The 16,718-nt window shown below is 68.2% G+C and carries 15 protein-coding genes; 6 read left to right on the forward strand and 9 right to left on the reverse strand.

Annotated elements, in window-relative coordinates; genetic code table 11:
- Positions 1-96: 96 nt before the first annotated feature.
- On the reverse strand, positions 97-411 hold the full coding sequence (locus ACN2C7_RS01365) for a HigA family addiction module antitoxin (RefSeq protein ID WP_419319401.1): 315 nt from the start codon (positions 409-411) through the stop codon (positions 97-99).
- 211 nt (positions 412-622) lie between these two features.
- Between ACN2C7_RS01365 and ACN2C7_RS01370 the strand changes: the two genes are divergently transcribed.
- Positions 623-3,043: a DNA translocase FtsK 4TM domain-containing protein gene (locus ACN2C7_RS01370; RefSeq protein WP_419319402.1), complete on the forward strand. Its 2,421-nt coding sequence runs from the start codon at positions 623-625 to the stop codon at positions 3,041-3,043.
- Positions 3,044-3,076: 33 nt separating this feature from the next.
- On the opposite strand, the gene ACN2C7_RS01375 is transcribed toward ACN2C7_RS01370, so the two are convergent.
- Positions 3,077-3,499: a PaaI family thioesterase gene (locus tag ACN2C7_RS01375; protein ID WP_419319403.1), complete on the reverse strand. Its 423-nt coding sequence runs from the start codon at positions 3,497-3,499 to the stop codon at positions 3,077-3,079.
- Between the two features lie 90 nt (positions 3,500-3,589).
- On the opposite strand from ACN2C7_RS01375, the gene ACN2C7_RS01380 reads away from it, so the two are divergent.
- The 3 genes from ACN2C7_RS01380 (at position 3,590) to ACN2C7_RS01390 (ending at position 7,766) form a co-directional block, all read left to right on the forward strand.
- Positions 3,590-4,312 carry a hypothetical protein gene (locus ACN2C7_RS01380; protein ID WP_419319404.1) on the forward strand — a complete coding sequence of 241 codons (723 nt, stop codon included), beginning with the start codon at positions 3,590-3,592 and terminating at the stop codon, positions 4,310-4,312.
- A gap of 42 nt (positions 4,313-4,354) precedes the next feature.
- On the forward strand, positions 4,355-5,965 hold the full coding sequence (locus tag ACN2C7_RS01385) for a cisplatin damage response ATP-dependent DNA ligase (protein WP_419319405.1): 1,611 nt from the start codon (positions 4,355-4,357) through the stop codon (positions 5,963-5,965).
- A 61-nt stretch (positions 5,966-6,026) separates the two neighbouring features.
- Positions 6,027-7,766, forward strand: a complete 1,740-nt coding sequence (locus ACN2C7_RS01390; RefSeq protein ID WP_419319406.1) for an ATP-binding protein — start codon at positions 6,027-6,029, stop codon at positions 7,764-7,766.
- Between the two features lie 98 nt (positions 7,767-7,864).
- Here the strand turns inward: ACN2C7_RS01390 and ACN2C7_RS01395 are convergent, their stop codons facing one another.
- Both ACN2C7_RS01395 and ACN2C7_RS01400 read right to left on the reverse strand, forming a co-directional pair.
- Positions 7,865-9,064, reverse strand: coding sequence for a multidrug effflux MFS transporter (locus ACN2C7_RS01395; protein ID WP_419321520.1), 1,200 nt, complete (start codon positions 9,062-9,064; stop codon positions 7,865-7,867).
- Between the two features lie 140 nt (positions 9,065-9,204).
- Positions 9,205-10,365, reverse strand: a complete 1,161-nt coding sequence (locus ACN2C7_RS01400) for a DegT/DnrJ/EryC1/StrS family aminotransferase (protein ID WP_419319407.1) — start codon at positions 10,363-10,365, stop codon at positions 9,205-9,207.
- Between the two features lie 156 nt (positions 10,366-10,521).
- Between ACN2C7_RS01400 and ACN2C7_RS01405 the strand changes: the two genes are divergently transcribed.
- Positions 10,522-11,505: a mechanosensitive ion channel family protein gene (locus ACN2C7_RS01405; RefSeq protein ID WP_419319408.1), complete on the forward strand. Its 984-nt coding sequence runs from the start codon at positions 10,522-10,524 to the stop codon at positions 11,503-11,505.
- An 88-nt stretch (positions 11,506-11,593) separates the two neighbouring features.
- Here the strand turns inward: ACN2C7_RS01405 and ACN2C7_RS01410 are convergent, their stop codons facing one another.
- The 4 genes from ACN2C7_RS01410 to ACN2C7_RS01425 form a co-directional block, all read right to left on the reverse strand.
- Positions 11,594-11,827 carry a hypothetical protein gene (locus ACN2C7_RS01410; protein ID WP_419319409.1) on the reverse strand — a complete coding sequence of 78 codons (234 nt, stop codon included), beginning with the start codon at positions 11,825-11,827 and terminating at the stop codon, positions 11,594-11,596.
- A 131-nt stretch (positions 11,828-11,958) separates the two neighbouring features.
- A complete protein-coding gene (gene fsa, locus ACN2C7_RS01415) occupies positions 11,959-12,612 on the reverse strand; it encodes a fructose-6-phosphate aldolase (RefSeq protein WP_419319410.1) in 654 nt (217 codons plus the stop codon).
- Between the two features lie 77 nt (positions 12,613-12,689).
- Complete coding sequence (rfbD, locus tag ACN2C7_RS01420) at positions 12,690-13,571, reverse strand: dTDP-4-dehydrorhamnose reductase (protein WP_419319411.1); 882 nt, start codon at positions 13,569-13,571, stop codon at positions 12,690-12,692.
- The gene (locus tag ACN2C7_RS01425) at positions 13,568-14,104 is read right to left on the reverse strand and encodes a D-glycero-alpha-D-manno-heptose-1,7-bisphosphate 7-phosphatase (protein ID WP_419319412.1); all 537 of its coding nucleotides are present in this window, start codon (positions 14,102-14,104) and stop codon (positions 13,568-13,570) included. Before ACN2C7_RS01425 ends, rfbD begins: the two co-directional genes overlap by 4 nt.
- Before the next feature lie 100 nt (positions 14,105-14,204).
- Here ACN2C7_RS01425 and ACN2C7_RS01430 point away from each other — a divergent pair, with 100 nt between their 5' ends.
- Entirely contained in the window at positions 14,205-15,371 is a 1,167-nt protein-coding gene (locus ACN2C7_RS01430) for an AGE family epimerase/isomerase (RefSeq protein WP_419319413.1), read from the forward strand.
- On the opposite strand, the gene ACN2C7_RS01435 is transcribed toward ACN2C7_RS01430, so the two are convergent.
- Entirely contained in the window at positions 15,355-16,647 is a 1,293-nt protein-coding gene (locus ACN2C7_RS01435) for a mannose-1-phosphate guanylyltransferase/mannose-6-phosphate isomerase (RefSeq protein ID WP_419319414.1), read from the reverse strand. The two genes, ACN2C7_RS01430 and ACN2C7_RS01435, sit on opposite strands and share 17 nt — an antisense overlap.
- Positions 16,648-16,718 lie beyond the last annotated feature (71 nt).

Raw genomic sequence — 16,718 nt, forward strand, 5'->3', positions numbered from 1 at the left:
CGACATGCGCTCGTTGGCGTTCGACAACAATGACCGCTCACCCGCCTCCCCAGACGATCAGAATGTCCGCTTTCTCGGGCTCAGATCCCGACCGATCTACGCCGCGGCCAGCGGCTGGATAGCCGCCAGGGCGTCCCGGCTGGCGGTCGCATCGCGGGAAAGGTCGTGCTGGGCTTGGAGGTTCATCCAGTATTCTGCCGAGGTTCCGAAAGCCTTGCCCAGGCGTAGGGCGGTGTCAGCCGTGATTGAGCGCTGCTCGCGCACCAGCTGTTCGATACGGCTGCGATCCTTCAAACCTATCGCTTTGGCCAGGGCGCCAGCGGTCAGGTTGAAGGCGGGCAGATAGTCCTCGCGCAACAGTTCGCCCGGATGGGGCAGGGGCGAGTCCAGCGTCGTGTAGTCGATGGTCATGTCTTTACTCCTGCCCCTTCCGCTCCGGCGATCATCTCGCCGTGAGATGTAAGGATAGCGCCGTCTCGCAGGCGAGGCGGGATGATCCAACCCGCTCTCCCCGGCGCAAGACCCGCGACCATCTGAATCGTCTCGATGACGATCAGCGTAAACGCCCCTTAACCCTCTTGGCGCACAACATCCCGGCTGGACTTGGTGCTTGGGGTGTTTCATGGCGCGAGCGGCGCGGCGTACAACGGCGGAGCTCTTCTGGGATGCGATCCGCTACGGCTGGGCCCAGCCCTGGTCGGCGCGGTTCCGCGGCGGTCTGGTCACCGTGGTGGGCGCCGGCCTGCTGCTGGCCGTCGCCACCTATAACGCCGCCGATCCCAGCCTGAACGCCGCCACGGGCCAAAGCCCGACCAACGCCCTGGGCGGGGCGGGCGCGGCCGTGGCCGATATCATGATCCAGTCCTTGGGCCTGGCCGGTTGGGGCGCGGCCCTGCTGATGCTGGTGTTTGGCGTCACCCGCGTATCGCAGGCTGATCCGGCCGCCGAGCGGCGCGACCTGCGTCAGCGCGCCGGAATCGGGACCCTGGGCCTGCTGGCCCTGGCCGGTCTGCTGTCGGCGCCGGCCCCGCCGGCCGCCTGGCCGCTGGAAAAGGGCCTGGGCGGGTTCTGGGGCGACGGCCTGCTGCACCTGATCGCCGCCATCTTCGATTTCGCCCGCGTGCCTGGCGCCCGACTGATCGCCGCCATCCTGCTGGCCATCGGCGCCGCCATCGCGCTGGGCTACGCCATCGGCTTCCGCCGTTTCGATCCCGAGGCCATCGCCCACGCCGTCGGCGGCGCCCTGCAGCCGCGCGAACGCGCCGAGCCCGAGCCGGTCGCCGCGCCGCCGCCCAAGCGGGCTCGCAAGGCCCCAGCCGAGACCCCGATCCCGCCGCGCCGTCCGGCCCGTCCGGAAGTCGAACCGCCCGAGCAGGCTTACACGCCGCCCGCGCCGCCGGTCATCGCCGACGAAGACGACGACTTCCCGGACTCCGCGCACAACCGTCCGCTGGCCATCGCCAAGCCCAAGACCCTGCCCAAGGACAGCGGCCGCGAGCAGCGCGAACAGCAGAAGGCCTTCAACTTCACCGACGATGGCGGCTTCCAGCTGCCCGAACTGGCCATGCTGGCCAAGGCCAAGCCGCGCTCGTCCGAGGTCGACGCCGCCGCCCTGCGCCAGAACGCCCGCCTGCTGGAAAGCGTGCTGGCCGAGTTCGGGGTCAAGGGCCAGATCGACCAGATCCGTCCCGGTCCCGTGGTCACCATGTACGAGCTGGTGCCCGCGCCTGGCGTCAAGACCGCCCGGGTCGTGGCTCTGGCCGACGACATTGCCCGCTCGATGAGCGTGATCTCGTGCCGCGTGGCCGTGGCCCAGGGCCGCAACGCCATCGGCATCGAGATGCCCAATTCCAAGCGCGAGACGGTCTATCTGCGCGACCTGCTGTCCAGCAACGACTACGACAAGTCCACGTCGATCCTGCCCATGGCCCTGGGCGAGACCATCGGCGGCGAGCCCTATATCGCCGACCTGGCCAAGATGCCCCACCTGCTGATCGCCGGCACCACCGGCTCGGGCAAGTCGGTGGGGGTCAACGCCATCATCCTGTCGATCCTCTACAAGCTGCCGCCGGACAAGTGCCGCTTCATCATGATCGACCCCAAGATGCTGGAACTGTCCGTCTATGACGGCATCCCGCACCTGCTGGCCCCCGTCGTCACCGATCCGAAGAAGGCCATCGTCGCCCTGAAATGGACCGTGCGCGAGATGGAGGACCGCTATCGGCGGATGTCCAAGATCGGCGTGCGCAACATCGGCGGCTTCAACGACAAGGCTAATGAGGCCCTCGACAAGGGCGAGCATTTCGAGCGCACCGTTCAGACCGGGTTCGACGACGCCGGCCGGCCGATCTACGAGACCGAGCAGATCCGTCCCGAGCCCATGCCCTATCTGGTCGTGGTGATCGACGAGGTCGCCGACCTGATGATGGTGGCCGGCAAGGATATCGAAGGCGCCGTCCAGCGCCTGGCCCAGATGGCCCGCGCCGCCGGCATCCACCTGATCATGGCCACCCAGCGTCCGTCGGTCGACGTGATCACCGGCACCATCAAGGCCAACTTCCCCACCCGGATCAGCTTCCAGGTGACCAGCAAGATCGACGCCCGCACCATCCTGGGCGAACAGGGCGCCGAGCAGCTGCTGGGTCAGGGCGACATGCTCTACATGGCCGGCGGCGGGCGGGTCACGCGCCTGCACGGTCCGTTCGTCAGCGACGGCGAGGTCGAGGCCGTGGCCAGGTTCCTGCGCGACCAGGGCACGCCCAACTATCTGGAAGAGGTCACCGCCGGCGGCGACGAGGAACAGGAAGAGGCCATCGAAGGCGCCTTTGGCGGCGAGGGCGGGGCCAACGACCTCTACGACCACGCCGTGGCCGTGGTCACCCGCGACCGCAAGGCCTCGACCAGCTACATCCAGCGCCGCCTGCAGATCGGCTACAACCGGGCTGCGTCCCTGATGGAGCGGATGGAGAAGGAGGGCGTGGTCGGCGCCGCCAACCACGCCGGCAAGCGCGAGATCCTGGCGCCGCCGCCACCAGGGCTGTAGGCGCGTCTGGAGCCAAACGTCCGTCCGCCGGCCTTAAGCGCCGGCCACCTTGAACGTCGCATGGGCCCGCGCCACCGGCTTGCCGTCGGCCCGCACCGTGGCGTCGGCGTAGCACAGGCTCTTGCCGGGCTTGATGAAGTCGGTGTCGAACGTCAGCCACTGGCCCAGCTTCGCCGCGCCCAGATAGTCCAGGCTCAGGCAGACCGTGACCAGTCCGCTGGACGGGATGTTCAGCGCCTTCAGCATCACGCCGCACGACAGGCCCATGGCGTTGTCGGCCAGGGCGGCGATCAGGCCGCCATGCGGGGCGCCGCGCGAATTGGTGTGGGGCTCGCGGATCTCGATCCCCAGCACCCAGCGGTCCTCGCGGATATCGGCATAGAGCGGCTCCCATGGCGTGGTCAGGGGGCTGTGACGCGTGTGAAGCGTGAAGGGCTCTGGCGGCTGGAAGGTCATGGCCGGTCTCCGATGCGCAATTCAAACATGTGTTTGAATTGACCGCAAGCGCCCTCGGCATGATAGCGTCGGCCCGCAATGGGGGATCCGATGGCCAGGGACAACGGCGCGCGAAAGCTGGATGCGGCCAAGGTGGTCGACACGCTGGACCATCTGCGCATCCGCGTCGCCGAGCGCTTTCCCGACTCCGGTCTGGCCCAGGTCTGCGAGCAGTTGACCCTGACGGCGCGGACCACCGCCCAGAGGGCCAGGCGGCTATCGCGACCCTATCTGGGGCTGCGCCTTCTGGTTCTGGCCGTGGTGCTGGTCGCGATCCTGGCCGAGCTGGCCCTGATCGCCCGGCTGGACTGGCTGGCCACCCTGCGCGGCGCCGACGCGCTGCGCCTGGCCCAGGGGCTGGAGCCGGCGGTCAATCTGATCCTGCTGTCGGGCGCCGCAGCCTGGTTCCTGGTCTCGCTGGAAACCCGCTGGAAGCGCGGTCGGGTGCAGAAGGCCCTGCATGAGCTGCGCTCGTTCGCCCACGTCATCGACATGCACCAGCTGACCAAGGACCCGACCCTGGTGCTGGGGCCGCGAACGCCGTCCTCGCCGGTGCGCGAGATGAACCGCTTCCAGCTGGCCCGCTATCTGGACTATTGCGCCGAGATGCTGGCCCTGACCGCCAAGCTGGCGGCCCTCTATGCCGGCGAGAGCGATGATCCGGTCATTGTTTCGGCCGTCAACGACATCGAGACCCTGACCTCGGACCTGGGCCGCAAGATCTGGCAGAAGATCATGATCCTGGGCCAGCTGGACGAAGCCCGTTCGGCCTGACCCGTCGAGATGACCTGAACCGGAGCCGAGGGGAGGCGTTCGATGTCCATGCGCGCCTTCGCCCACCTGCTGGACCGGCTGTCCCTGACCAGCTCGCGCAACGCCAAGCTGACCCTGATCGAGGACTTTCTGCGCGGCCAGCCTGATCCCGACCGGGGTTTCGCCCTAGCGGCCCTGACCGGGGCCCTGTCGTTCTCGGCGGCCAAGCCGGCCTTCATCCGCAAGGCGATCGAGGCGCGGATGGACGCCCAGCTGTTCGCCTGGTCCTATGACTTTGTCGGCGATCTGGCCGAGACCGTCGCCCTGGTCTGGCCCACGCGGCCGGGCCCCAATCGGGAGCCGGAGCTTTCCGAGGTGGTCGAGGTCCTTCGCACCGCCTCGCGCGGCGAGGTCCAGCGGCTGATCGAGGACTGGCTGGACGCCCTGGATCCCGACGGCCGCTGGGCGCTGCTGAAACTGATGACCGGGGGCCTGCGGGTGGGGGTTTCGGCGCGGCTGGCCAAGCAGGCCTGCGCCAATCTGGGCAAGGTCGAGATCGGGCAGATCGAGGAGGTCTGGCATGCGCTGGAGCCGCCTTACGGCGACCTGTTCGCCTGGCTGGAGGGGCGCTCGGAGCGGCCTTCGCCCGACGCGCCGGGTCGCTTCCGGCCGGTAATGCTGGCCCAGGCCATCGACGAGGCCGTGGATTTCGCCAGGCTCGACCCGGCCGACTACGTGGCCGAGTGGAAATGGGACGGCATCCGCGTGCAGGCGGTTTCGGAGCGCGGCGAGCGGCGGCTCTATACGCGCACCGGCGACGACATCTCGGCGACCTTTCCCGACGTTCTGGCGGCGCTGGATTTCGACGGCGCGCTGGACGGCGAGCTGCTGGTGATCCGCGACGGAGCCCTGGCCTCGTTCGGCGATCTGCAGCAGCGCCTGAACCGCAAGACGGTCGACGCCAAACAGCTAGCGGCCTTTCCCGCCGGCATCCGCGCCTATGACCTGCTGCTGGACGGCGAGACCGACCTGCGGTCGTTGCCCTTCACAGCGCGCCGAGAACGGCTGGAGGCCTTCGTGGCCAGGATCGCCAGCCCGCGCATCGACCTGTCGCCGCTGCAGCCGTTCGAGACCTGGGAAGCCCTGGCCGTCCTGCGCGGAGAGCCGCCCGAGGGGGATGCACGGCTCGCCGAAGGCCTGATGTTCAAGCGCCGCGACAGCGTCTATGAGCCCGGTCGCCCCAAGGGGCCGTGGTTCAAGTGGAAGCGCGATCCGCGGTTGATCGACGCGGTGCTGATGTACGCCCAACGCGGCCACGGCCGGCGCTCGAGCTTCTATTCCGACTACACCTTCGGCGTCTGGCGCGAGGACGAGCGGGGCGACCGGTCCCTGACCCCGGTGGGCAAGGCCTATTTCGGCTTCACGGATGACGAGCTCAAGCAGATCGACAAATTCGTGCGTGACAACACGGTTGAGCGGTTCGGACCGGTCCGCTCGGTGCGGGCCGACGAGGGCTTTGGCCTGGTGTTCGAGGTGGCGTTCGAGGGCCTGCAACGCTCGACCCGGCACAAGTCAGGGGTCGCCATGCGCTTTCCGCGCATCAGTCGAATCCGCTGGGACAAGCCGGCCCGGGAGGCCGATGAACTCAAAACGCTAGAGCGCCTGCTGGACTAGGGCCCAGCGTTTACGTCTCCTTTGCCAGTTTCGCCCTAGGCCAGAGGATGGGAGACGGTTCATGTCCAAGTTTCTGACAGCCCTGCTGCCCTATCTGCCCGCCAATGCCGATGAGCGTTACAAGCAGGTCTTTACGCGTCTCGGTGTGATGGTCCTGTTGAGCTGGGCCCTGCATCTGGCCTCGCGTGATGACCTGATCGGGATGTGGCTGCTGTCCAGCCTGTCGGTCCAGGCCCTGGAGTTCATCGCGGTCAGGCCCTTCGCCAAGGGGCGCATGCCGACCCGTCACGTCGAGGCCTGGGCCCTGCTGATGCTGGTCTCTGTCCTGACCATGGCGACGGTCCACGCCGGAGCCGCGGCGATCCTCTGGTACAGCGACCAGCCGTCTCTGATGGCCCTGGCCCTGTTTCTGCTGGCCGGCGGCCTGCTGAACAATGTCGCCTCGGGCGTCGACAGCCGACCGCTGTTCTATCTGGGGGCCGCGCCCTATGTGGTCAGTCTGGCGACCCTGCCGATGTGGTGGCGCACCCCCTATGGCCAGGTGGCGATCCTGGCGACGATGGTGGTCTTCTTCACCATAGCGGTGCACAGCACCTGGCAGCGACTGCATCAGGCCCGCAAGGCCGTGATCGCGGCCCATGAGGAAGCGGATGCGCGCCGTATCCAGGCCGAGGCGGCGGTGGCTGACCGAGCGGCCATGGCGGCCATTGTCAGTCATGAGCTGCGGACGCCGCTGTCCGCGATCCTGGCCGGCGCCCACCTGATCCGTCGGGGCTCGCACCCGGCGCAGACGGCCGCCACCGCAGACCTGATCGTCGACGCCGGCCATCTGATGACCGGACTGCTGACCGACATGCTGGACCAGGCCAAGATCGAGGCCCGGGCCATGAGTCTGGAAACCCGCAATTTCGACCTGCTGGGGGCGCTGGGTGACGCCACCCGGTTCTGGACCGCCCAGGCCGTCGCCAAGGGGCTGGTTCTGCGCCAGGGGTCAGGCGATCAGGCGCCAGTCTGGGTCCAGGGCGATCCGTTCCGCCTGAGGCAGATTCTCAACAACCTGCTGTCCAACGCCGTGAAGTTCAGCGACGAGGGGGTCATTGACCTGCGTCTGGCGGTGGAGCCGCTGGCGGACGGCCTGCTGCAGATCGTCATCGAGGTGCAGGACAATGGCGCGGGCATCGCGCCCGAGGCCATGGCCCGCCTGTTCACGCCCTACAGCCAGGCCTCGCAGGAAACCGCGCGCACCTATGGCGGCACGGGCCTGGGCCTGACCGTAAGCCGGGAACTGGCGCGGCTTATGGGGGGTGAGCTGGACGCCCGGGCGGCCGTGCCCCGCGGCGCGATCTTCCGCCTGACCCTGACCCTGCCGGAGGGTAGCTCGGAGAGTGTGGTCGGCACGGCGCGTGACGACGGCGCGGCGCCGCAGATCTCGACCCTGAGGGTCCTGGCCGTCGACGACCACGAGGTGAACCGCCGCACCCTGGCCCTGGTGCTTGAACCGCTGGGCGTGACCTTGTCGACGGCCTCGGACGGCCTGTCGGCATTGAAGTATCTTGCCGCCGAACGGTTCGACATCGTGCTGATGGACGTCAACATGCCCGGCCTGGACGGCTGCGAGGCGACCCGGCGACTGCGGGCGGGCGTCGGTCTCAATCGCGACACGCCGGTGATCGGCTTCAGCGCCGGGGTGGCGGCCGAGGAGGTCCAGGCCTGCCGCGACGCCGGCATGACCGACTGGCTGGCCAAGCCGCTGGACATCCGCGCACTCTATGACGCGCTGGACCGCGCCGTCGCCGCCTAGAGCATCGTGCGGAAAAGTGGATGCCGGTTTTCCGCAAAAACGATGCGAAAACAAAAAGCTAGAGCGAAACGCGCGATTCTTGTATCGCGCGTTTCGCTCTAGGCGGCCTCGGACCCGGCGTGGAACAGCCGGCCCTTTTCGGTGATCAGCACGGCGATCAGGCCCGCCAGACCAAAGCCGGTGAAGCCCAGGGTCAGGGGCGCCACGGTGCCGTCGAACAGCTGGCCGATCCAGAAGCCGAACAGCGCGCCGCCAATGGTGGTGATGAACCCCTGCACCGAGGCCGCCGTGCCGGCCAGATGGCCCAGGGGCTCCATGGCCAGCGCGCCGAAGTTCGACATCGTCAGGCCAAAGCAGAACATCATGCAGGTCTGCAGGATGGCGAAGGTCCACAGGGTCTCGTGGCCGGTCAGGGCGATCACCGCGTGGACGGCGGCGAACGCGATGTAGCCGCACAGGGCCACGTGCGAGACCCGCCGCATGCCCAGCTTGCCGACGATCCTGGAATTGACCAGCGAGGCGATGGCGATGCCCCCTGCAATGCCGGCGAAGATGACGGTGAACAGCTTGCCCGCCCCCAGCACGTCGACAAAGACCTGCTGGGCCGAGTTGAGGAAGCCGAACAGGCCGGCCAGCACCAGGGTGGAGGCCAGGGTGTAGCCGATAGCGACGCGGTTGGTCAGGCAGGCCTTGAAGGCCGCGAGCACGGGCGCAGCCTCCAGCGGAACACGGTCCTGCGGATGCAGGGTCTCGGGCAGCTTGATCGCCGCCCAGGCGATGACAAGCAGGCCGAAGATCGCCAGGACCAGGAAGATCCACGGCCACGGCGCGACCAGCACAATGGCCTGGCCCACCGAAGGCGCGATGATTGGCACGGCCAGGAAGACGATGAACGACAGCGACATCACCTTGGCCATCTCCCGGCCGCTATAGCAGTCGCGGACGATCGACACCGACAGCACCCGGGTGGCGGCCGCGCCCACGCCGCACAGGGCCCGGGCGATCAGCAGCATCTCGAACGAGGTGGAAAAGGCGCACAGACCGGCGAACAGCACATAGAGGGCCAGGCCGATCATCAGCACCGGCTTGCGCCCGAAACGGTCGGCCAGTGGGCCGTAGAACAGCTGCGCCGCGCCAAAGCCCAGCAGATAGGCGGTGATGATCCACTGATGCTGGTTGGCGCTGGCCACGCCCAGGGCATGGCCGATCTGCGGCAGGGCCGGCAGCATCGAGTCAATGGCCAGGGCGTTGGTCGCCATCATCGCCGCGATCAGGGCGACGAACTGCCTGAAGCCCATGCCGGGATGGGGCGGGGGTGTCTGCTGTGCGTGCGACATGGGAAGCCTCGGTCTGGACGACGTCCGGAGGAAGGCGCGACGCTACGCCCGTCCTATAGCCCCCCGATGTGACAGTCGGCTAGCCGCTGCCGGCCCCGACCCTAGCCGTTGAAGGCGCGGATCGCGTCGATGATCTTCTGCTGCTCGGCCGCTTCCAGATAAGGGTGCATCGGCAGGGCCAGCACCGTCTCGGCCTTGGTCTCGGTAACCGGCAGGCCGCCCGCGCCGCGCGGGAAGTCCGCATAGGGCGCCTGGATGTGCATCGGCACGGGATAATAGACCGCCGTGGGAATGCCCTGCGTCTTCAGATGCGCGGCCAGGCCGTCGCGGTTCTCGTGCTCGATGACATATTGCGCCCACACCGAGACGCCGCCGTCGATCACCCTGGGAACCGCCAGGACCGCGCCTTCAAGGCCCACCGCATAGCGGTCGGCCACGGTCTGACGCAGCTGGATTTCCTCGGCGAAGATCGCCAGCTTCTCGATCAGGATCGCCGCCTGGATGGTGTCCAGCCGCGAGTTCATGCCGATACGGGTGTTCAGATATTTGGTGTCGTGGTCGAAGGTGCGGCCCACCAGGTCCGGGGCCACCGCCTTGCCGTGGACGCGGTAGCTGTCCATCAGGTCCCACAGGTCCTGGTCGTTGGTCAGCACCGCCCCGCCGTCGCCATAGCAGCCCAGCGGCTTGGCCGGGAAGAAGCTGGTGGTGGCCACATCAGCCCAGTGCAGCGGGTGATGGCCGTTCAGGGTGCAGCCAAAGCCCTGGGCGCTGTCAGCGATCAGCTTCATCCCCTCGCGGTCGCAGATCGCCTTGATGGCCGGATAGTCGGCGGGCTGGCCGAACAGATCGACGGCGATCACGACCTTGGGCGTCAGCTTGCCCTGCGCCTTCACGCCGGCGATCGCGGCCTCCAGCGCGGCGGGGTCGAGGTTGAAGGTGTCGGGCAGGATATCGACAAACACCGGCGTCGCATCGACCCACGGCACCACCTCGGGCGTCGCGGCGAAGGTGAAGGACGGACAGAACACCGCGTCGCCCTTGCCGATGCCCCAGGCCATCAGCGGCAGGGCGATGGCGTCGGTGCCGTTGGCGCAGGACAGGGCCAGCTTGGCCTCGCCAAAGGCGGCCAGCTTGGCCTCGAACTCGCGAACCTGCGGACCCATCACATAGGCGCCGCTGTCGAGCACGCCGGCGATGGCGGCGTCGATCTTGTCGCGGATCCGGCGTTGCTGGGCGGCCAGGTCGATGAAGGGCATGCTCATGGGCGGCGCTCATAGAGGCGGATCGAGGCGAGTTCGACCCAATTGATGTAACCGACTGTTTCGCCGGCGCGAAGCGGAGCCTCGCGGTCGGGGTCGGGAACGGCCTGCGGGCCCTGTTCGTTGACCGTTCCGCGCGGGGGCGCCATCGAGAGGTCCATGACCAAGCCCACCGTGATTCCACCCGACGCCCGCCTGCCCGCCGTCGCCAATATGAAGGCCGACGAGACCATGCTGGCCCACTTCCTGGACTGGCTGGGCCAGGTGGCGGTCAATCTGCTGGTCGCCGCCCTGATCCTGGGCCTGACCTTCTGGGTCGCCGGCTGGGCGGCGCGCGTGGTCAGCCGCGCCCTGGGCCGGGTGCACCGAAACAATCCCGACCCGACGCTCGCGTCCTTCGGCGCCTCGCTGGTTCGCTATGCGGTGATCGCCGTCGGCCTGGTGGCGGTGCTGCAGCAGGTCGGGGTTCAGGCCACCTCGATCATCGCCGTCCTCGGCGCGGCGTCCCTGGCCATCGGCCTGGCCCTGCAGGGCGCCCTGTCGAACGTGGCCGCCGGGGTGATGATCCTGCTGTTCCGGCCCTATCGGGTGGGCGACACCATCGAGACCGTGACGCGCATCGGCACGGTCAAGTCGCTGGACCTGCTGTTCACCGAGATCGCCACGCCCGACAACGTCAAGGTGATGATCCCCAACAGCAAGGTGTTCGGCGATGTGATCCTGAACTATTCGGCCCACCGCACGCGCCGCGTGGACGTGCTGTTCAAGGTTCCCCTGAAGACCGATCTGGTGGCGGTGCTCAAGCGCCTGCGCGAGCGGGCCGAGAACGACGCGCGCATCCGCAAGGAGCCGGCCGTGCAGATCGAGGTCACCGACCTGTCCGAAGCCTTCGCCCAGGCCGCGATCCGGGCCTGGACGGCCAAGGAGGATTTCGCCTCGGTCAAGACCGACCTGATGCTGACCGCCCATCTGTTGTCCGAAGACCCGGCGCGCGACGACCTGCCGCCGCCGCGCCCGACCAAGGCCGTGGATCCCTCGCCGGCCATGCCGGGCGAAGGGGAACATCATCTGTTTGGACTGAAGGCGCCGATGCGCCGGCGTAAATCCGGGGCGGGCAAGTCGACCCCGCCGACCGGATCCTGAGGCGACGCGCCCAGGCCGAGCGTGAGACGATCGCCTACAGGGCCCGCATGCCGGCCTGGAAGGATCACCCTCAGGCGCCGGCGCGGCTTTAGGCCTGGCCCAGGGTTCCGCGCAGCCGCACCCATTCCTGGGCGAACTTGCGGCTGACCCTGGCGTCCTCGAAGACCACGCGACGCATGTGGCCGGCGACCTCGGGCGCGTCATGGATGATCACGAACGGAAAACCGTTGGCCGACAGGAAGCCCTGAACAAAGGTCGAGAAGCTGGCGGCCTCGGCGGAATCGGCAAGGCGGATCTCGGCGGTGGCGTCGGTCGGGACCATGACAGTCTCCCCTGTGGCTGCTGCCAGCCTAACGCACGAGATCGCAAATGCGAACACAGTTCGCGTAAGCGAAATAATCAGTGTTCATATGAACGGCGCCGGGCGAGTCCGGCGCCGTTCATCAGGTCGCCCTAAAGGATCGATTGTCCGGTGCCGGCCCAGTCCTTCATGAACTGTTCCAGGCCCTTGTCGGTCAGCGGGTGCTTGAACAGGTCGCTGAACACGGCGGGCGGGATGGTGACGACGTCGGCGCCGACGATGGCCGCGTCCTTGACGTGAGCGACATTGCGCACCGAGGCGGCCAGGATCTCGGTCTCGTAGCCGAAATTGTCATAGATGGTGCGGATGTCGCGGATCAGGTCCATGCCGTCGAAGCCGTAGTCGTCCAGCCGGCCGATGAACGGCGAGACGAAGGTCGCGCCGGCCTTGGCGGCCAGCAGGGCCTGGGTCGGCGAGAAGCACAGGGTGACATTGGTCGAGATGCCCTCGCTGGCGAAGGCGGCGCAGGCGATCAAACCATCGCGGGTCAGCGGGATCTTGACCACGACATTGGGCGCGATGCCGGCCAGCTTCGTGCCTTCGGCGATCATGGCGTCGGCGGTGGTGGCGGCGACTTCGGCGCTGATCGGGCCGGGCACCAGGTCGCAGATCTCGGCGATCACTTCCAGCATCGGACGGCCCGACTTGGCGATCAGGGTCGGGTTGGTGGTCACGCCGTCCACGAGGCCGGTGGAGGCCAGGTCGGCGATGACCTTGGTGTCGGTGCTGTCGAGGAAGATCTGCATGGGACTCTTGCGCTGATTTTTGTGGGGCTTTGGGCCGGTTTATCGCGCCGGGCCGTCGCGCGCCAGCATCGGCGAGTTCACAAGCCGTTACGGACCAGCTGGTCGGCCACCCGCTCGACGGCCGGCTTCCAGGGCTGTGGGGTGAAACCGAAGGTCGCGGCCAGCTTGCCGCTGTCCAACGGCGAGCGCGGCGGTCGGGCGGCGGCCTCGGCGAAAGCGCTCTGGGTCGTCGGTTCCAGTCGCGCCCGGGTCAGCGGGTCGCGGTCGAGGGCGGCCCTGGCGAAGTCGAAACGGCTGGTCTCGCCGGCATTGGCGAAGTGGAACAGGCCAAAGGCCGGATCATCGGCCTGAGCGCCCGCCCAGCGCCCGGCGCCGGCGACCATGAACCCGGCCAGGGCCTCGCCGTCGGTGGGGCTGCCATACTGGTCGGCGACCATCTGCAGCACCTCGCGCGTGCGGCCCAGGTCCAGCATGAACGCGACGTAGTTGCGGCCATAAGGGGAGAACACCCACGAGACCCGCAGCACCGCCGTGCGCGGCTGGGCCAGCACCGCCTGCTCGCCGGCCAGTTTCGAGCGGCCATAGACGCTGATCGGCTCGGCGGCGTCGGTTTCGACATAGGGCCGGGTCGTCTGGCCGTCGAAGACGCTGTCGGTCGACAGATGGATGAAGGGCAGGCCGCGCTCGGCGCAGGCGGCGGCCATGGCCCCGGGCGCGGCCCCGTTGACCGCGAAGGCGGCCTCGGGTTCGCTCTCGGCCCTGTCGACCATCGTGAAGGCGGCGGCGTTCCAGACCAGGTCGCAGTCGGTCGCCAGGATCGCGGCGCGGACGGCTGCGGGATCGGTCAGGTCGACCTCGGCCCGCGAGAGGGTCTTCAGGTCGATCCTTCCCGCCGCCGCGGCGATCAGCGCCTGGCCGACCTGCCCCGTGGCCCCGAACTGCAGGACCCTCAGGGTCATTTCAGGCCCGGAACCCGGTCGCCCAGCACCGCGAGGACGAAGGCGTGCAGGTCGCCGCCCCGGAACAGATGGCCCGCCACCCCGGCGCGGCGGCCGGCCTCGACGTCGCTGGACCGGTCGCCGATGATCACCGCCTCGGCGGGCGCCAGGCTGAAATCGGCCAGGCCCCGCAGCACCATGCCGGGATTGGGCTTGCGGTCCGGATGGTCGACGACGCGATAGGTCTCGATCGCCGCATCTTCGTGGTGGGGCGCGAAATAGAAGGCGTCGATCCGGCCGCCCAGCGGCGCCAGCTGCGCCTGCATCTCGGCGTGGAAGGCGTGCATGGCCTCTTCCGCGAAATAGCCCCGGCCGATCCCCGACTGGTTGGTGACCACCATCACCGTCAGGCCTGCCCGGGTCATGGCCGCCACCGCCTCGCGCGCGCCGTCGATCCACTCCAGCCGGGTCGGATCGGCGATATAGCCGTGATCGATATTGAGCACGCCATCCCGGTCGAGGAAGACGGCGCGAAGGGGCGGTGGGATGTCCATAAGTCGAGCTTTATCGCCTGTCGTTGCGGGGCGCCAAGCCATCGTCTTGGCGGCGATGTAAGAACGCGACTAGAAAACACCCGCACCTGGAGAGTTCTCGATGTCCGACGCCCCCAACAGCGCCCTGACCGACGCCGCTCGCCTGCGCGACCGGCTGAAGGGCTGGGCGCTGTCGACCGCCTTCCCGCTGTGGTGGACCGTCGGGGCCGATCATAAGGGTGGCGGCTTTTTCGAGACCATCGAGCAGTCCGGTGAGGCCAAGGATTCGCCGCGCCGGGGCCGGGTGCTGCCGCGCCAGATCTACGCCTTCGCCGCCGCCAGGGACCTGGGCTGGACCGGCCCGTGGCGGCAGGCGGTGGAGCACGGCCTGAGCTATTATCTCGACGTCTATCGCAAGCCCGACGGCCTGTTCCGAGCCCTGGTCGGCCCGGGCGGGGTCAGCCTGGACGACACCTCGGCCCTCTATGACCAGGCGTTCGCGATGTTCGCTCTGGCCAATGCCTGCGCGGTGACGGGGCGCAGCGATCTGCGCGAGGTCGCCGTCTCGGTGCGCGAGACCCTCTATGCGACGCTGAAGAACCCGCTGGGCGGCTTCAACGAGTCGACCCCGACCGATCCGCCGCTGCATTCCAACCCGCACATGCACCTCTTCGAGGCCTGCCTGGCCTGGAACGCCATCGACGCCGATCCCAAGTGGCGCGCCCTGGCCGACGAGATCGCCGAGCTGGCGCTGTCGAAGTTCATCTCCGCCGAGACCGGCGCGCTGCGCGAGTTCTTCGACGACCAATGGAACCCCGCCCCGGGCGTGGCCGGCCGGATCTGGGAGCCGGGCCACCAGTACGAGTGGGCCTGGCTGCTGCTGCGCTGGGGCAAGCTGGCCGGGCGTCCCGACGCCATCGCCGCCGCCCTGCGGATGATCGACCTGGCCGAGACGAAGGGCGTCGATCCCGAGCGCGGCGTGGGCATGAACGCCATGCTCGACGACATGACCGCCCACGACGCCGGCGCGCGCCTTTGGCCGCAGACCGAACGGATCAAGGCCGGCGTGCTGGCCGCCGAGGTCACGGGCGACGACAAGTGGTGGGGCGTGGCCGCCGAGGGCGCCGAGGGGCTGCTGCAGTATCTGCGCACGCCTGTGCCGGGCCTGTGGCGCGACAAGCTCAAGCCCGACGGCGCCTTTGTCGAGGAAGCCGCCCCGGCCTCTTCGTTCTATCACATCGTCTGCGCCATCGCGGAGATGGACCGGGGGGTTACGGCCGCCGGGTGACCAGCAGGGTCGCAGCGGTTTGGGCGGTGACGATCGTTGGCGCCTCAATGACGTTGAGAAGCGCGCCTAGCGAGGTCTCGCCAGCCAGCACTTGAACCGAGCCGGGGGGCAAGGCGGCGGTTTCGTGCGGAGCCAGGGTCCAAACGGACACTTCCCAATCGGCCGCCGCCGCCAGGACCCTGCGAGGTCGGTCGTCCCGGTCATGGCCGATGGCGATGGAGCGGCCGTCGCGTTTTAGGCCATCAACCAAGGTCTTGACGGCCTGGCTTGCGTCGCGGCGACAGACCAGAATCGCGTCCGGCTCGGCGATGATCACCAGGTCCTCGACGCCGATCGCGCCGACAAAGGGTCCTGTCGAGCGCACCAGAACGTTTCGGCTGTCGATCAGCGTCACGTCTCCGACGGCTGCGTTGCCCGAAGGGTCGGTGGTCGAGACGTCCCAGATCGCATCCCACGCGCCGAGGTCCGACCACGAGAAGGCGGCGGGCGCCACGGCAGCTTTCTGGGTGCGCTCCATCACCGCATAGTCGAGCGATATCTTGGCGGCGCCCGCGAAGGCGGCACGGTCCAGACGGGCTGTGCCGCCGTCCATCTGAAGGCCTACCATACAGGCGCGAGCGGCCGCTGAAACGGTGGGCTCGAAGACGTCCAGCTCCCCCAGAAGCACGGCCGCCTTGAAGGCGAAATTGCCGCTGTTCCAGTAGTATCCCTCAGCGACATAGGTCTCCGCCGTCGCCCGATCCGGCTTTTCGACGAAAGCGGCCACGGCGCTCACGGAGCCGTCCAGCAGCGGCTTTCCGGGCCGAATATAGCCAAAGCCTGTCGCGGGCCCCGTGGGCTTGACGCCGAAGGTGACGATCAGGCCTTCGTCAGCAGCCCTGGCGGCGGTGATTGCGGCCTGGGCGAAAATTTCGGGCTCAACGATGTGATGGTCTGCCGCAAGCATCAGCGCCACGCCGTCTGGATCGCGCTGCTCAACATAGGCGGCGGCGGCCGCGACGGCGGGGGCTGAGTCCCGCGCCTCTGGCTCGACCAGCACAGTGACCGACACGCCTATCTCGGCGGTCTGATCCTGCACGAAACCCACCATTGCCTCGCCGGTGACAATGACGATCTCGGCGCGGCCGGGAAGGTCCTTCACACGCAACACGGTATCCTGGAAACTAGAAGTCTGGCCGATCAGCTTCAGGAACTGCTTGGGCTGATCCGCACGGGAAGCGGGCCAAAGACGGGTGCCAGACCCACCGCACAGGATCACCGGATATATCGCGCCCAACGTTGTCCTCACGCTTTTCCCGACCCCAGCAAAGCCACTAACACGGGCCTCCGCGTCATGTCTGGAAAACG

This window comes from Caulobacter sp. ErkDOM-E (assembly GCF_048541895.1).
Classification (GTDB): Bacteria; Pseudomonadota; Alphaproteobacteria; order Caulobacterales; family Caulobacteraceae; genus Caulobacter.

Coding starts and splice junctions, on each gene's coding strand:
- ACN2C7_RS01365 (WP_419319401.1), bottom strand. CDS start 411: ATGACCATCGACTACACGACGCTGGACTCGCCCCTGCCCCATCCGGGC.
- ACN2C7_RS01370 (WP_419319402.1), top strand. CDS start 623: ATGGCGCGAGCGGCGCGGCGTACAACGGCGGAGCTCTTCTGGGATGCG.
- ACN2C7_RS01375 (WP_419319403.1), bottom strand. CDS start 3,499: ATGACCTTCCAGCCGCCAGAGCCCTTCACGCTTCACACGCGTCACAGC.
- ACN2C7_RS01380 (WP_419319404.1), top strand. CDS start 3,590: ATGGCCAGGGACAACGGCGCGCGAAAGCTGGATGCGGCCAAGGTGGTC.
- ACN2C7_RS01385 (WP_419319405.1), top strand. CDS start 4,355: ATGTCCATGCGCGCCTTCGCCCACCTGCTGGACCGGCTGTCCCTGACC.
- ACN2C7_RS01390 (WP_419319406.1), top strand. CDS start 6,027: ATGTCCAAGTTTCTGACAGCCCTGCTGCCCTATCTGCCCGCCAATGCC.
- ACN2C7_RS01395 (WP_419321520.1), bottom strand. CDS start 9,064: ATGGGCTTCAGGCAGTTCGTCGCCCTGATCGCGGCGATGATGGCGACC.
- ACN2C7_RS01400 (WP_419319407.1), bottom strand. CDS start 10,365: ATGAGCATGCCCTTCATCGACCTGGCCGCCCAGCAACGCCGGATCCGC.
- ACN2C7_RS01405 (WP_419319408.1), top strand. CDS start 10,522: ATGACCAAGCCCACCGTGATTCCACCCGACGCCCGCCTGCCCGCCGTC.
- ACN2C7_RS01410 (WP_419319409.1), bottom strand. CDS start 11,827: ATGGTCCCGACCGACGCCACCGCCGAGATCCGCCTTGCCGATTCCGCC.
- fsa (WP_419319410.1), bottom strand. CDS start 12,612: ATGCAGATCTTCCTCGACAGCACCGACACCAAGGTCATCGCCGACCTG.
- rfbD (WP_419319411.1), bottom strand. CDS start 13,571: ATGACCCTGAGGGTCCTGCAGTTCGGGGCCACGGGGCAGGTCGGCCAG.
- ACN2C7_RS01425 (WP_419319412.1), bottom strand. CDS start 14,104: ATGGACATCCCACCGCCCCTTCGCGCCGTCTTCCTCGACCGGGATGGC.
- ACN2C7_RS01430 (WP_419319413.1), top strand. CDS start 14,205: ATGTCCGACGCCCCCAACAGCGCCCTGACCGACGCCGCTCGCCTGCGC.